Consider the following 13,306-nt stretch of genomic DNA (forward strand, 5'->3'; position numbering starts at 1 on the left):
AGGAAAGCCAGAATGGATATCCGATCGATCACCGCGGCTCAGAGCTATGCGCATGCCCGCCCGGCCACCCAAGCGGATCCGGGAACAAGTGGCGCGGCACAAGGGCTGCGCGCAACTTTTCAGGACTTTGCGGAAACCCTGAAACACAGCGAAGAGGTCGCCAATGCGGCCATGATTGGTCAGGCCGACCCACATGCCCTCGTGCAGGCACTGGCTCAGACCGAACTTGCGGTCGAAACAGCGGTTGTGGTGCGCAATAAGGTCGTTGAGGCCTACCAGGAAATTCTCCGGATGCCGGTCTGAACGATGCTCAGCGAAGGTCTGTTCTATGACGTCGTACGTCAGGCCCTTTGGATTGCCGTGATCACGTCAGTTCCGATTCTGACGGTCGCGCTGGTCACGGGTTTGGCCGTGGGCCTGTTCCAGGCCCTGACATCCATCCAGGAGATGACCCTGACCTTCGTTCCCAAATTGGTGGCCATCGTCATCGTGTTCTGGGTCTCGATGGGCTTCATGACGCAGACGCTGGTCACATTCTTCACCTCGACACTGGTTCCGCTGATTGCAGGAGGTCGCTGATGGATACAGCCTACGTCACCCTGTCCCGTCAAACCGGGCTGATGAACGAAATGCGTCTGGTCGCGAACAATATCGCCAATGCGCACACGACGGGTTACCGCCAGCAGGGTTTGGTGTTTTCCGAGTTTGTGAGGGACCTTCCCGGCAGCCCCTCTCTGTCCATGAGCCGTGCTCAGGCGCGCAACACGTCTTTTGCACAGGGCGTGTTGACGGAAACCGGTGGGCAATTCGATTTTGCAATCGAAGGCAGTGGGTTTTTCTTGGTTGAAACTCCGTCCGGCAACCGTCTGACCCGGGCGGGCAGCTTTTCACCGGACGCCAATGGCGATCTGGTGACGATGGATGGGCACCGCGTGCTGGACAGCAACGGGGCCCCGGTCTTCATCCCACCGGACGCAGCAACCATTGATGTGGGCGGCGACGGGACGCTCAGCGCGAATGGACAGGCTTTGGGGCAGATCGGGGTGGTTCAGCCCGCGGAAGGCACCGAGTTGGTGCGGGAAGGCAGCACCCTGTTCAAACCGGAAGGCGAGGTCGAGCCGGTCGAGCAACCAGTGGTTCTCAACCGCTTTCTGGAGGGTTCGAACGTCAACGCCATCGGCCAAGTGGCCCGGCTGATCGAAATCCAGCGTGCCTACGAACTGGGTCAGAGTTTTCTTGACGCCGAAGATGAAAGGGTCCGCGGCGCCTTGAAGACCTTGATGCGCTGATCTGAAACTGCAGGAGAAACCGAAATGCGAGCCCTGAAAATTGCCGCGACTGGAATGGCGGCGCAACAAATGCGGGTCGAGACCATCTCGAACAACCTGGCGAACATGTCGACCACGGGCTACAATGCCCGGCGGGCTGAATTTGCGGATCTGCACTATCAGCAGATGGCTCGCGCCGGCACGGTGAACGCCGCGGACGGGACTGTCCTGCCGACGGGAATACAGCTTGGTCTGGGTGTTCGTCCCGCGGCCGTGACCGTCGAGTTGGCCCAAGGCGCGTTGTCCGCGACGGGCAGTGACCTGGACATCGCGATCGAAGGGCGCGGATATCTCGAGGTGGTGCTGCCAAACGGCCAGTCGGCCTATACCCGTGACGGCAGTCTGAAGCGATCGGCCGAAGGCCTCATCGTCACGTCGGACGGGTTTGCGGTCGCCCCCGAAATAACCATCCCGGACGACGCGCGGTCGATTTCCATCAACGCGTCCGGCGAGGTCTACGCCTATTTTGACGACACCGCGGAAGGGCAACTGCTGGGGGAATTCACGCTGGCCAGCTTTTCCAATGCCAAGGGCCTCGAGGCCATCGGCAGCAACCTGTTCAAGGAAACCGAGGCTTCGGGCGCTCCGATCGTGGGCACCCCAGGCGAGGACGGGCTCGGGATGCTGCGTCAAGGCTATTTGGAAGACAGCTCGGTCGATGCGGTACGCGAGGTGACTGATCTGATCGAGGCACAGCGCGGCTACGAAATGAATGCCAAGGTGATTTCGGCCGTCGACCAGATGATGGGCGCGACGACACAGGTACGCTGATGCGGGTCGTGGCCTTCATATCCCTGTGGCTTCTTCCGGTTGCCGCCTTCGCTGACATAGTCGTGCCAACCAGAACGATCCGGGCCAAGGAGATCATTGGATCCGCTGATCTTCAGGTGAAATCCGGTGAGGCACCCGGCGCGGTAAGTGATCCTGCAGACCTGATCGGGCAGGAAGCCAAGACCGCTCTGTATCCCGGTCGGCCAATTCTGAAGGCAAGTGTCGGCCCTCCCGCCCTGGTCGATCGGAACGATCTGGTGACGCTGGTCTTCGTGAAAGGCGGACTGTCCATCGCGGTCGAAGGGCGCGCGCTGGGCCGCGGAGCCGCCGGTGATCGCATCCGAGTCATGAACCTGTCGTCACGAACGACGGTAACCGGAAAAATCCGTTCCGACGGCCAAATCGAGGTATTTTGATCATGAAACTGTCCAGATCCCTGTTGCTGGCCATCCTGTCCCTTTCCGCCTGCGGGCGTTTGGACCATCTGGGCAAACCGCCCAGCCTGTCGCCAACTACGGAAACTCCGGAACACGTGGCGATGTTGTGGCCGGGTTTGCCGTTGCACACGCAATCCCAGCGCGCCGTGGACGGCGCGTCTCTGTGGAGTGGGGGTCAGCAGTCTCTGCTGGGTGATCAGCGCGCCATCAAGAAGGGCGATATTCTGACTGTCGTGATCGAGCTTGATGAAAAGGCCGAAATCTCGAACGATACAAACCGGTCGCGCGGCAGCTCGGAAGATCTCAAGGTTCCCGGCCTCTTGGGGTTGCCCCAGCGCGCAGCGAAACACCTGCCAGATGGTGCGTCACTGGACGAGGCGGTTTCGATCGATTCCGCGTCAGTCAGCAAGGGCAAGGGGTCGGTGAAACGCAAGGAAAAGCTGACACTGCGCGTCGCCGCAACGGTGATCGATGTCCTGCCGAACGGCGTCCTGTCGATTTCCGGAACACAGGAACTGAGGGTGAATTTCGAACTTCGCGAGCTGCTGGTGTCTGGCTATGTGCGTCCGCAGGACATCTCGCGCCAGAACGAGATTACCTATGACAAGATTGCGTCTGCACGGGTGTCCTATGGCGGCCGCGGCCAGATCACGGATGTTCAGCAGCCACGATACGGGCAACAGGTGCTGGACGCGCTGTTGCCGTTCTAAGGTGTTCAAATGATGAAGAAACTGCTCCCCGTTCTCTTTTTGATTGCAGGTCTCGGGGCCGGCGCTGCGGCTGGGCTATTTTTGACACCGGGACCAGCGGAAACCGTGGCCGATGCCAAAGCACCGGAGCCTCACGCCGAGGAGACCGCCAAGGCAGACAAGGCGAACAAAACCTCCGGCCATAGTGAGACATCGGGCAAGGCTGGTCCCTATGAGTATCTCAAGTTGACCAAACAGTTCGTCGTTCCGGTCGTCGAAGAAAACGAAATCTCTGCTCTGGTGACCATGTCGCTGAGCCTGGAAACCCGGCCGGGCATCTCGGAGGAGTTCTACAAAATCGAACCGAAACTGCGGGACGGGTTTCTTCAAGTGCTGTTTGATCACGCGAATATTGGTGGGTTCGACGGCGAATTCACGCAATCGGACAATCTTGAGGTGCTGCGAAGGTCTCTGTTGGAGGTTGCCCGAAAGGACCTTGGCGATGACGTGTCCCGTGTTTTGATCATGAGCGTGAGCCGCCAGGGCACCTGACGCCAAAAGGGCGGGCTTCAGCTTTCGGTTTACTGGTTCATCAGTTTCCTGGCGCGTGCAATGCGCAGCGCGGTTTCTTGATCGCGCTGCAACGTCTCAACCGCCTGCTTGCGGCCGAATGCTCGGCGAAGGTCCTCCATCATTGCCAGTTTCCGGGATCTGACGTGCGCCAATTCAGTGTTTAGGTCACGCCGGGTTCTGGACTCCCACCCGTGCCACAAGACGTCGGCGCCAGCGATCTGGTACCCAGGGGTTTGCGCGGCGTCCGACGCCGTTTGGGCGACCTGCGCGTTCAGTGCGCTGATCTGTGCCTGAATGCGGCTTTCGGCCTCAAGTATCGGTTTCAGTTTCTGAAACTCTCTTTCGAATGAAGCCGCCGTGACCGCCGCTAGATCCCCTAGTTTCGTGCGTGTCATCCGACCGTTCCCTTCGCGCGTTTTCGCATGGCTTCGGCAAATCGGATGGCGGCAGCGACCGGACGATACAGGTCTTCCGTTATCTCCTTTCCGATTTCGACGGTCGCATGCAGGGCTCGCGCCGTCGGCGGGTCCGAATGAATCGGAACTCCTGACTCCATTGCCGTTCGGCGGATTGTCGCGGCAACTTCGTCAACGCCCTTTGCGACGCAGACGGGTGCGGTTCCACGGGCGCGGGTCCATTTCAATGCCACCGCAAAATGGGTGGGGTTGACGATGACCACGTCGGCCTTTGGAACCTCGGCCATCATCTGGTTGGTCGCAATCTCTTGCGCGCGCTGGCGTCTCTGCTGTTTGACATGCGGATCGCCTTCCGAGTCCTTCGTCTCGTCCTGCAGTTCTTTGCGCGACATTCGATTTTTGCGCATGTGCTCGGAATACTGCCACAGGTAGTCGATGACCCCGATGGTCAACGTGACGGCGACGACGATGAACAGGAACCGAAACAGAAGGGTCATCATCAGCGGGATGGAGGCTCGTGCGGGGCTGGCTGCAGCGGTCAGGATGTCCGCCAGGTTGGATTTCAAAAACACGGCAAGGCAGATGCTGTAGATCACCAGCTTGATGAAGCTTTTGAGGAACTCAAAAAGTCCGGCACGACCGAACTTGTTCTTGGCATTGGATGGGACTGAAATTCGGGATATCTTCGGCGTCAGTTTGCTTGGGGCAAACACCAGGGCGCGCTGCGCCAGGAGGTTCAGCAACACAAACGCCGCTGGAACCGCCAGCAGAATACCCGCGGAAACGGCAACCTTTGTCATCAGCCCGCCGACCGGTGCAGCCGCGCTGCCAGACGTCAACAACAGTGACAGTTCCGGGGCCTGATCAATCAGAACCATCAGGGATGATCCCAAATGTTCGGTCGAAAACTGCCCGACCGCCAAAAGAGCGATTGTCAGGCCGGAATAGGCGGCAACGGCGGACAGGTCATTTGATTTGACGACCTCACCCTTTTCCCGAGCCTTCTGCAGTTTCTGCGGTGTCGCCTCGAAGGACTTGTCAGTGTCGTCGTCCGTGCTGCTCATTCCGGTGCTCCGGTCGGATCAAGCAAGTACTGGAACAGGACGTCAGACCAGACCGCAAGGATGACCGGCGCTCCCGCGAACAAAAGGAACAAACCGGCAAAGGTGATTGCCGGCGAGCCCACAAAGGCGACCATCAGTTGAGGCATGGCCCGGTTGATGACACCCAGAGCCAAGTTGTAGATCAATGACGCAATGACAAACGGCATGGCCAGCCCAAAGGCCAATGCAAAGCTGCGCGATACCTGCGACACCCCCCAACGGGAAAGATCGGTCGCTGTTGGGGCCGCGCCCACCGGGAATAGTGAATAGCTGTCGATCAGGAATTGGGCCGCCCGGATGTGAACGCCCATCAGTGTGGCAAGGGCCAACCCGGACAGGGTCAAAAAATGTCCCATCGCCGGGGCCGGATCGGCAGCCGCGCTACCCAGGATCTGCGATAACGACGTGGCTTGCGCGGCCATCGACCCGGCGGTTTGAAGGGCGAGTACCAGTAGCCGAAGTCCGATCCCCAGGGTCAGGCCGATCAGGATTTCGGTCAGTATCAATTGAACCAGCGGCATCAGGCCACTGTCGGGCTCGGCAATGGAAACCGACGGCGCGACGACCAGCGTGAATGCCATTGCGACCCCCAGCTTTACGCGGGTTGGAATGCTGCGCTCCCCGAAAGCTGGTAGCAGGGAAACCAGCGCTGAAACCCTGAGAAAAACCACAAATGAGGACCACAGCACGCCTCCCAGCTGAGCCAGCAAGTCCGGCGGCAGCTCAATCACGCCGGCACCGTTCCGACCAGAGCCGGCCGCGCTTCGAGCCCAATTTCCTCGAACGACAGGACAGGATTCGAAATTCCCCGCGCGTGCATGATGGTACGCAGCAACCTGCGCCGCCGCGTCGAGGTTACCAACGCCGGGAACACACCCTGATCCGCGCTGCGTGTTATCGTCGTGACGACGCCATCGGCCAGTTTGTTGAACAGATTGGGGGGCAGCGCCACATCCAATCCAGCATTTGGAGTGTCGATCTGGTAGGTGGAGAAGGTCTCCTCCCATTCCGGCGCCAACTGGATCAGGGGGATCGAGCCGTCGCCACGCTTCAGGTCCGCCACCAGCTGGAAGCCCAGTCGCTGGCGCACGATCTCGCAGATCGCCTCAGGCTGCGTCGTGGTCATCCGCGCTTCGGCCACGCTTTCCAGGATCAGCGCCATGTTGCGGATCGAAACCCGTTCTTCGAGCAGCAGCCTCAAAACCGCGTGCAAGGTGTCGATCGGAACCTTGTCGGGGATCAGCTCATCCAGCAGCTTTCGGTTTGCTTCGGCCCGGACCGGGTCGCTGAGGTGGGTCATCTCGGACAGCAGGCGGCGCAGGGATTTCAAGGTGAGCAGGCGCGGGAAGTTCTGCTTGATGATTTCCAGCAGATGGGTGGCCAGAATCTCGGGCGGGGTTACGATGGTTGCACCGCTCAGCGCGGCGGCCTCTTGATCCTTGGGCAGGATCCATCGGGCGGGTGCGCCGTAGACCGGTTCGGTGACGTCATTGCCTTCCGGCAACAGGTCCAGCCCGTCCTGCACCAGTGCCAGGATCAGGTCGGGGTGAAGCACCCCCCGGGCCTGTTCGACGCCCTGAACACGAATGACGTAAGTGCCCGTCGGCAAGTCGGCCCGGTCTGTCAGCCGGATCTCCGGCAGGATCAATCCAAAGCTCGACGCGACGTAGGTCCGCATGTTGGCGATCCGAGCGTCCAATCCGGTGCCGGGGTTCAACACCATGCTGACCAGATCCGGGGCAAATTCGAGGTGAACGTCGTCGAGGTCAAGGACGTCTCCGATGCCTTGTGAGGCCTTGGGCTCGGCGTCCGAAGCCGGCATCTGGGCCGCCTCTAAGGCAGCTGATCGTTTTTTGTGAACAACAAAGGCCGCATAGCCCAGGATCACGCCGCCGAGAATGAACGGCAGAAAAGGCAGCCCGGGCACCAGCGCAAACAGCACCATCAGGATCGCAACGGTTGCCAGCGCAGCCGGATGACGCCCCAGTTGCGAGAACAAGGCGGTGTCGGTTGCACCCTGCGTACCACCGCGGGCCAGCAACAGGGCGGATGCGATAGAGATGATGACAGCCGGTATCTGCGTGACCAACCCGTCACCAACAGTCAGGATCGCATAGGTTTCAAACGCCGAGGCGACCGGCATTCTGTGCACGATCACCCCCATGATCAACCCCATCACCAGGTTGAGCAGGGTAATCAGCAGCCCGGCAATCGCGTCGCCCTTGACGAATTTGGATGCCCCGTCCAGCGACCCGAAAAAGGTGGTTTCCTGTTGCTCAAGCTCGCGCCGTTCCTTGGCTTGCTGATGGTCGATGGCACCGGCAGACATGTCGCTGTCGATGGCAAGCTGTTTGCCCGGCATACCGTCAAGGGCAAAGCGGGCTCCGACCTCGGCCATGCGCGCCGCACCTTTGGTGATCACCATGAAATTCACGATCAGCAGCACGCCGAACACGACGAGACCCAGGAAGATACTGCCGCTCATGACGAATTGGGCAAAGCCCTCGATGACGTCACCGGCGGCGTTCGGGCCGGTATGACCCTGCCCGATGATCAGCTTGGTCGAAGACACGTTGAGCGACAGGCGCAGCATCAGCGAGGCCAGCAAGATCGTTGGGAAAGACGAGAAATCCAGCGGCCGCTCAATGAACAAGGTCAGGGTGAAAATCAGGATGGCCAGCGCGAACGAGGCCGCAAGGCCAATGTCCAGCACCCAGGATGGCATTGGAAGGATCATCATGACGATCACGGTCATCAAGGCCAACGCCAGTATAACGGTGGGTGAAAACAGGGATCGGGCGTCAAGCTTTGGCACGCGTCACTCCTGATCGAACGCGATGAAGGCAGCAGCAGCGGCGGAGGCGGGAACCAATGAGCCCAAGCGGCCCGGCTGGGTTCGGCTACGACCGGACGGGATCAAAGGCGCAGCCTCCCGGGAAAACGGATCGCGCCCCGCGGGATCCGGCTGCGCCGGCGGCACACCGTCGAGATTGGCGAGGATGGTTTCAAACCGGTCCGTATAAGCCCGTGCAAGGCCGGGCGTACGCGAGTGATAGGCGCCAACCGCATGCCCCCACGAACCCTGTTCGGCAAAAAGCGTCTTCAGGAACTGCGCCGCGTAGGCTGCGTTCTGATCCGGATCAAACATAGCGTCTATGGACCGGAAGGCTTTGCCATGCCAGCGGTAGTTGATCTGGAAACAGCCAATATCAAAACTGCGCGCACCCGCTTTGAACACGTCGAAGACAAAGGCCTTGGCCTCGGTCTCGGTGGCGAACCAGTACCCTTTGCCCTCGACATTGACGGTCCAGGGCCAGGGTGTCAGGCGGCCCCTCATGCTGCGCCCGGTCTCGGTTCGAGTGACGGCCAACAGGATATCCTGCGGCACACCTTCGGCCATTGCCGCCCGACGCGCGGCCCGGTCGCAGACATCAGTCGCGTGGCCATCCGACCATGCCAGGGCGGCAGGCGCGGCGGCGGTAAGCCAAACGGCGATCGAGATGAAAAACTTGAGCTCTGGCATTCTGCCGGTCCGGGGATTCTTGTGTCCGGGCCAAGCTAGCCAGTTTTGGGTTTACAGAGGGTTATCGGGACCTCAGCCCCGATCGATGCGGCGGCCGAACACCACGCTGGTGTTGGTCCGCAGCACTCCCGGGATCGCCGCTAGCTCATCAACCAGAATGTCCAGATCCTCGATCCGCGGCGCTTCGGCGGACAGCAACAGATCGAATTCACCATTGATCGACAGGCACAGCTTGACCTCTGGATAGGCTTCGAGCCGCTTGATGATGCGGGCGGTTTCTTTCTGCTGTACCTCCAGCAGGACAACGACCTGGACCTTGGGCGTGTCCTCGGCCTGGCGCAGGATCACCGAATATCCGGCGATCACACCGTTTCTCTCCATCCGGCTGATACGTTCATGCACCGTAGTCCGGGCCACCCCGAGCGTTGCCGCGATATGGGTGGTCGAGGCGCGCGCGTTGTGTTGCAGCGCGGCAATGATGCGGCGATCAAGCTGGTCCATCGATGCTCCGTGTTCCGAAGGGATGGTTCGGGTGTATGCCAGTTTGGCGCCTGCGCTCAAGGCTGATGCGGGTATCGGGGGTGAAGGTCGTCGATGATGATCGGGTGGGCGTGCTCTGCCGATCCGGACAGGTGCGGATGGTCGACCGGCAGGTCCGGATGCTGGTGGATGACCGCGCCCGGCTCGGCGCGAGGCCATGCCAATAGAGCTCCGACCAGACCGCACAGTGACAGAACGGTCAACAAAGCCATGGCCACTGTCGCACCGAACGCTGTCATGACCCATCCGGCCAGCGGGTAGAGAACCAACCAGCAGGTATGCGACAGGGTGAATTGGGCGGCGAAGACGGCCGGGCGGTCTTCGGCGTGGGCCGACCGGGTCAGCAGGCGCCCCGACGGGGTCAGGGTTGCCGAGTATCCGAAGCCGACCAGTGCCCAGATTGCGGACAGCCCGGCAAGGTTCAAAGGTACAGCTGCAGACAGGATTGCAGCAAACGCCATGGAAGCGGTGGCAATTGTGGCACCCGCCAGCATCACTTTGCGGTCCTCGAACCGCCGCAAAACCGCCGGCAAGGCAAATGCCGCCAGCATGGACCCGCTCCCAAATCCGGCCAGCGCGATGGCCACGGCACTGTCGGACAGCCCCAGGCTTGCACGCACGATGACGACGGAATTGACCAGGACCATCGCGCTGAGCGCTGCGGCGCTCCAGCTCAAAGCAAGCAACCCCCGAAGGCGCGGTGTGGCCAGATAGATCCGCAGACCGCGGGTCGTGCGGTCGAAGAACTCGCGCGGCCGGACGGGCGTGGGAGAGGGAAGGGTAACCGACATGACCAACAAGGCCGAGGCGACAAAGCCGAGGCTTGTTCCCAGAAACAGGCTGTCGAAGCTGACGAAGATCAGAAGGAACGCGGCCAGCATCGGGCTCACCAGACTTTCCAGATCATAGGCCAGGCGCGACAACGACAGCGCCTTGGTATAGTCCTGCTGGTCGGTCAGAACGTCTGGTATCGTGGCTTGGAGCGCCGGGGTGAACCCGGCCGAAGCAGATTGCAGAACGAAGATCAGAACGTAGACTTGCCAGATGTCGGTCACGAACGGCAGGCACAGCGCCACTGCGGCGCGGACGAGGTCCAGCGTCACAAGCAGTTTTCGCCGGTTCAGCCGTTCCGCAAAGGCCGCCGCCACCGGCGCGACCGAAACATAGGCAACCATCTTTATCGTCAGTGCCGTACCCAGAACCAGCGCCGCAGAGCTTCCGGCCAGATCGTAGGCCAGAAGCCCCAGGGCGACCGTGGCAAGACCGGTGCCCGTCAAGGCCACGATTTGCGCAGCAAGCAGGTGACGATAGACCCGGTTTTGCAGAACGCTCAGCATCACAGGTACTTGGTGATGGCCTTGAAGGCGTCGACCGAGTCGGCGTCGCCCGAAGCAACGCAATGGTCGACATGATCATGGATCAGTGCCCGCTTGGCATTCGTGATCGCCTTTTCCACGGCGAAAAGCTGCTGAGCGATGTCCGGACAGGGCTCCTGGTCGTCCAGCATTGCGATGACCTTGGCCAGATGCCCATGTGCGCGTTTCAGGCGCGCGATGATCTGCGGGTGAGTTGAATGCTTGTGAGGGTTCATGCATTAACCCTATCCCCCCCATGGGGATGCATCAAGCCTGCCTGAGATCAATCGCGGCATCGGTCCGGATGGCGTTGAGTTTGCAGGCCAAACACCCTATTTCGGGGACGATACCGAACGAAGGAAACACGTGTGGCGAACCATCTGTACAAGAACGACCTGCCCGATGGGCTGGATCTGGGCCCGATCGTGGCCATTGATTGTGAGACCATGGGTCTCAACCCGCACCGGGATCGCCTGTGCGTGATTCAGATGTCCGGGGGTGACGGCGATTGCCATATCGTGCAGGTCGAAAAGGGCCAAACCTCGGCGCCAAACCTGAGTGCCATGCTGGAAAACCCGGATGTGCTGAAGCTGTTTCATTTCGGGCGGTTCGACATTGCCGCGATGTATCATGCCTTCGGGGCGTTGGCCGCCCCGGTGTATTGCACCAAGATCGCCAGCCGCCTTGTGCGCACCTATACCGATCGTCATGGACTCAAGAACCTGTGTCAGGAGTTGCTGGGCGTCGATATCTCGAAACAGCAACAGATGAGCGACTGGGGTGCCGAGACTCTGACCGAGGCCCAACTGGATTATGCGGCCTCCGACGTCCTGTATCTGCACCGTCTGCGTGATGCCTTGAACGCGCGGCTGGCGCGTGAAGGGCGCACCGAGATGGCGCAGGCCTGTTTTGACTTCCTGCCGATGCGTGCCAGACTGGATCTGGCCGGATGGCCTGAAACGGATATTTTTGCGCACTCATGACAGACAATGAATCCTTTCTGAAGGTTGCCCGTCAGGTAATCACCGACGAAGCCCGGGCGTTGGATGTTTTGGCCGACAGCCTTGACGACCGGTTTGCCGAAGCCGTTCAGCTGATCCTGCAGGCCACAGGGCGGATCATCATCAGCGGCATCGGCAAGTCTGGACACATCGGCCACAAGATCGCCGCAACCCTGGCCAGCACCGGTACGCCGGCCTATTTCGTTCATCCGGCCGAGGCCAGCCACGGCGATCTGGGGATGGTGTCGAAAGGAGACGTGGTTCTGGCGATCTCCAATTCGGGCGAGGCGCCGGAACTGGCCAATCTTCTGGCCTTTACCCGGCGGTTCGGCATCCCTTTGATCGGCCTGTCCAGCAAGCCCGAAAGCTCGTTGATGAAACAGGCGGACGTGCATTTGCTGATCCCCTCTCTGGGCGAGGCCTGCGGCTATGGGATGGTGCCGTCGATTTCGACCACGCTGACGCTGGCCATGGGTGATGCGCTGGCGATTGCGCTGATGAAATATCGCGACTTCAAACCAGAGGATTTCCGCGCCTTTCATCCGGGCGGCAAACTGGGCGCGCAGCTGAGCGCAGTACGCGATCTGATGCACAGTGGCGATGCGGTGCCGCTGGTTTCTGCCGATACACCGATGAGCGACGCGTTGATCGAGATCAGCCAGAAAGGCTTTGGCGTGGTCGGGGTGACGGACGCGGATGGCAAACTTGCCGGTATCATCACCGACGGCGACCTGAGGCGCCACATGGAGGGGCTGCTGGACAATACAGCCGCTCAGGTCATGACCCGCAACCCGACCACGATCGCACCGGAGTCGCTGGCCGAAGAAGCCGTGGCGATCATGAACGCGCGCAAGATCACCTCGTTGTTCGTCGTCGACCCCGAACAACCGGGATTGGCGCAGGGCCTTCTGCATATTCACGATTGCCTGCGCGTCGGGCTGGGCTGACAGGAGGCGCAGGTGGACCGCTATTCCCGAATGGTGCAGTTCCTGAAGGTTCTGTTGCCGCTGGCGGCGATTCTGCTGCTGTCCACGGTATTCCTGCTGTCGCGCAGCATCGAAACCAACGTCTCGGGTCCGTTCACCCAGCAGGATATCGACGAACGGCTTGAGGGGCAGCTTGTGACCCGCCCGAACTATCGAGGGACCACCCGCAAGGGCGAAGATGTCCAGGTCGAGGCGGTTCGGGCCAGCCAGGGAACTGCCGACAGCGATCCAAGAGCAACCGAATTCCGTGGCCGGTTCGGCCTGCTGAACGGTGGGGTTATCACGCTGGACTCCAACTCGGGGTCGATCCGACCGGACAAGGCGACGGCCACCTTCACGGGGGACGTGGTGATCACAACCACGGACGGTATCCGGGTGACGACAGACCTGTTGAATACTTCATTGGATGAGATCCGGGGCGATACGCCAGGTCAGGTGCAGGGAACGGGACCAATCGGCAATTTCTCGGCCGGGCGGATGACATTCGGCGCTGAAAAAGACGGTGGACCGGTCCATATTCTTTTTACAGATGGCGTTAAGCTGTTATATGAGCCGAAAAAAGCCGAAAGATAGACTGTGTTTGA

General features: G+C 60.6%; 18 protein-coding genes. 10 read left to right on the forward strand and 8 right to left on the reverse strand.

Annotation, left to right across the window (positions count from 1 at the left end; genetic code table 11):
• Positions 1-12 precede the first annotated feature (12 nt).
• Genes fliE through ACR0CU_RS15385 form a run of 7 tightly spaced genes read left to right on the forward strand, consistent with a single transcriptional unit; the run spans position 13 to position 3,777 of the window.
• A complete protein-coding gene (fliE, locus tag ACR0CU_RS15355) occupies positions 13-303 on the forward strand; it encodes a flagellar hook-basal body complex protein FliE (protein WP_170359884.1) in 291 nt (96 codons plus the stop codon).
• Positions 304-306: 3 nt separating this feature from the next.
• The gene (locus tag ACR0CU_RS15360) at positions 307-579 is read left to right on the forward strand and encodes a flagellar biosynthetic protein FliQ (protein ID WP_093963653.1); all 273 of its coding nucleotides are present in this window, start codon (positions 307-309) and stop codon (positions 577-579) included.
• Positions 579-1,289 carry a flagellar hook-basal body complex protein gene (locus tag ACR0CU_RS15365; RefSeq protein WP_170436289.1) on the forward strand — a complete coding sequence of 237 codons (711 nt, stop codon included), beginning with the start codon at positions 579-581 and terminating at the stop codon, positions 1,287-1,289. Before ACR0CU_RS15360 ends, ACR0CU_RS15365 begins: the two co-directional genes overlap by 1 nt.
• Before the next feature lie 24 nt (positions 1,290-1,313).
• Positions 1,314-2,099: a flagellar basal-body rod protein FlgG gene (flgG, locus tag ACR0CU_RS15370; protein WP_170343153.1), complete on the forward strand. Its 786-nt coding sequence runs from the start codon at positions 1,314-1,316 to the stop codon at positions 2,097-2,099.
• Entirely contained in the window at positions 2,099-2,515 is a 417-nt protein-coding gene (gene flgA, locus ACR0CU_RS15375; protein WP_170448666.1) for a flagellar basal body P-ring formation chaperone FlgA, read from the forward strand. The genes flgG and flgA overlap by 1 nt, the downstream gene beginning before the upstream one ends.
• Positions 2,516-2,517: 2 nt before the next feature.
• Positions 2,518-3,246, forward strand: a complete 729-nt coding sequence (flgH, locus tag ACR0CU_RS15380; protein ID WP_170367527.1) for a flagellar basal body L-ring protein FlgH — start codon at positions 2,518-2,520, stop codon at positions 3,244-3,246.
• Between the two features lie 9 nt (positions 3,247-3,255).
• Entirely contained in the window at positions 3,256-3,777 is a 522-nt protein-coding gene (locus tag ACR0CU_RS15385; RefSeq protein ID WP_254437120.1) for a flagellar basal body-associated FliL family protein, read from the forward strand.
• A gap of 29 nt (positions 3,778-3,806) precedes the next feature.
• Here the strand turns inward: ACR0CU_RS15385 and ACR0CU_RS15390 are convergent, their stop codons facing one another.
• From ACR0CU_RS15390 to ACR0CU_RS15425, 8 genes are all read right to left on the reverse strand, one after another.
• Positions 3,807-4,193, reverse strand: coding sequence for a hypothetical protein (locus ACR0CU_RS15390; RefSeq protein ID WP_480643386.1), 387 nt, complete (start codon positions 4,191-4,193; stop codon positions 3,807-3,809).
• Positions 4,190-5,278 (reverse strand): flagellar type III secretion system protein FlhB, encoded by a 1,089-nt coding sequence (gene flhB, locus ACR0CU_RS15395; protein WP_170448664.1) that lies wholly within the window; start codon positions 5,276-5,278, stop codon positions 4,190-4,192. Before flhB ends, ACR0CU_RS15390 begins: the two co-directional genes overlap by 4 nt.
• Positions 5,275-6,048, reverse strand: a complete 774-nt coding sequence (locus tag ACR0CU_RS15400; RefSeq protein ID WP_170448663.1) for a flagellar biosynthetic protein FliR — start codon at positions 6,046-6,048, stop codon at positions 5,275-5,277. The genes flhB and ACR0CU_RS15400 overlap by 4 nt, the downstream gene beginning before the upstream one ends.
• Complete coding sequence (gene flhA / locus ACR0CU_RS15405) at positions 6,045-8,072, reverse strand: flagellar biosynthesis protein FlhA (RefSeq protein WP_217356871.1); 2,028 nt, start codon at positions 8,070-8,072, stop codon at positions 6,045-6,047. The genes ACR0CU_RS15400 and flhA overlap by 4 nt, the downstream gene beginning before the upstream one ends.
• 63 nt (positions 8,073-8,135) lie before the next feature.
• Positions 8,136-8,840, reverse strand: a complete 705-nt coding sequence (locus tag ACR0CU_RS15410; protein WP_170448659.1) for a transglycosylase SLT domain-containing protein — start codon at positions 8,838-8,840, stop codon at positions 8,136-8,138.
• A gap of 72 nt (positions 8,841-8,912) precedes the next feature.
• Entirely contained in the window at positions 8,913-9,341 is a 429-nt protein-coding gene (locus ACR0CU_RS15415; RefSeq protein WP_093963783.1) for an Lrp/AsnC family transcriptional regulator, read from the reverse strand.
• A gap of 56 nt (positions 9,342-9,397) precedes the next feature.
• Complete coding sequence (locus ACR0CU_RS15420) at positions 9,398-10,717, reverse strand: MFS transporter (protein ID WP_170448657.1); 1,320 nt, start codon at positions 10,715-10,717, stop codon at positions 9,398-9,400.
• On the reverse strand, positions 10,717-10,971 hold the full coding sequence (locus tag ACR0CU_RS15425; protein ID WP_170448654.1) for a metal-sensing transcriptional repressor: 255 nt from the start codon (positions 10,969-10,971) through the stop codon (positions 10,717-10,719). The genes ACR0CU_RS15420 and ACR0CU_RS15425 overlap by 1 nt, the downstream gene beginning before the upstream one ends.
• A gap of 132 nt (positions 10,972-11,103) precedes the next feature.
• Here ACR0CU_RS15425 and ACR0CU_RS15430 point away from each other — a divergent pair, with 132 nt between their 5' ends.
• Genes ACR0CU_RS15430 through lptC form a run of 3 tightly spaced genes read left to right on the forward strand, consistent with a single transcriptional unit; the run spans position 11,104 to position 13,295 of the window.
• Positions 11,104-11,718 (forward strand): ribonuclease D, encoded by a 615-nt coding sequence (locus ACR0CU_RS15430; RefSeq protein ID WP_170343143.1) that lies wholly within the window; start codon positions 11,104-11,106, stop codon positions 11,716-11,718.
• Complete coding sequence (locus ACR0CU_RS15435; protein WP_170372450.1) at positions 11,715-12,683, forward strand: KpsF/GutQ family sugar-phosphate isomerase; 969 nt, start codon at positions 11,715-11,717, stop codon at positions 12,681-12,683. The genes ACR0CU_RS15430 and ACR0CU_RS15435 overlap by 4 nt, the downstream gene beginning before the upstream one ends.
• A gap of 12 nt (positions 12,684-12,695) precedes the next feature.
• Positions 12,696-13,295 (forward strand): LPS export ABC transporter periplasmic protein LptC, encoded by a 600-nt coding sequence (gene lptC / locus ACR0CU_RS15440; RefSeq protein ID WP_170359908.1) that lies wholly within the window; start codon positions 12,696-12,698, stop codon positions 13,293-13,295.
• Positions 13,296-13,306 lie beyond the last annotated feature (11 nt).

The sequence above is a fragment of the Ruegeria sp. BC2 genome (assembly GCF_056539245.1).

What these genes read in the sequence shown, in the direction of transcription:
- ACR0CU_RS15415 (WP_093963783.1), bottom strand. Translation starts at nt 9,341, where the DNA reads ATGGACCAGCTTGATCGCCGCATCATTGCCGCGCTGCAACACAACGCG.
- flhA (WP_217356871.1), bottom strand. Translation starts at nt 8,072, where the DNA reads ATGACCGTGATCGTCATGATGATCCTTCCAATGCCATCCTGGGTGCTG.
- ACR0CU_RS15420 (WP_170448657.1), bottom strand. Translation starts at nt 10,717, where the DNA reads ATGCTGAGCGTTCTGCAAAACCGGGTCTATCGTCACCTGCTTGCTGCG.
- ACR0CU_RS15360 (WP_093963653.1), top strand. Translation starts at nt 307, where the DNA reads ATGCTCAGCGAAGGTCTGTTCTATGACGTCGTACGTCAGGCCCTTTGG.
- ACR0CU_RS15410 (WP_170448659.1), bottom strand. Translation starts at nt 8,840, where the DNA reads ATGCCAGAGCTCAAGTTTTTCATCTCGATCGCCGTTTGGCTTACCGCC.
- flgH (WP_170367527.1), top strand. Translation starts at nt 2,518, where the DNA reads ATGAAACTGTCCAGATCCCTGTTGCTGGCCATCCTGTCCCTTTCCGCC.
- ACR0CU_RS15435 (WP_170372450.1), top strand. Translation starts at nt 11,715, where the DNA reads ATGACAGACAATGAATCCTTTCTGAAGGTTGCCCGTCAGGTAATCACC.
- flhB (WP_170448664.1), bottom strand. Translation starts at nt 5,278, where the DNA reads ATGAGCAGCACGGACGACGACACTGACAAGTCCTTCGAGGCGACACCG.
- fliE (WP_170359884.1), top strand. Translation starts at nt 13, where the DNA reads ATGGATATCCGATCGATCACCGCGGCTCAGAGCTATGCGCATGCCCGC.
- ACR0CU_RS15390 (WP_480643386.1), bottom strand. Translation starts at nt 4,193, where the DNA reads ATGACACGCACGAAACTAGGGGATCTAGCGGCGGTCACGGCGGCTTCA.
- flgG (WP_170343153.1), top strand. Translation starts at nt 1,314, where the DNA reads ATGCGAGCCCTGAAAATTGCCGCGACTGGAATGGCGGCGCAACAAATG.
- ACR0CU_RS15425 (WP_170448654.1), bottom strand. Translation starts at nt 10,971, where the DNA reads ATGAACCCTCACAAGCATTCAACTCACCCGCAGATCATCGCGCGCCTG.
- flgA (WP_170448666.1), top strand. Translation starts at nt 2,099, where the DNA reads ATGCGGGTCGTGGCCTTCATATCCCTGTGGCTTCTTCCGGTTGCCGCC.
- ACR0CU_RS15385 (WP_254437120.1), top strand. Translation starts at nt 3,256, where the DNA reads ATGATGAAGAAACTGCTCCCCGTTCTCTTTTTGATTGCAGGTCTCGGG.
- ACR0CU_RS15365 (WP_170436289.1), top strand. Translation starts at nt 579, where the DNA reads ATGGATACAGCCTACGTCACCCTGTCCCGTCAAACCGGGCTGATGAAC.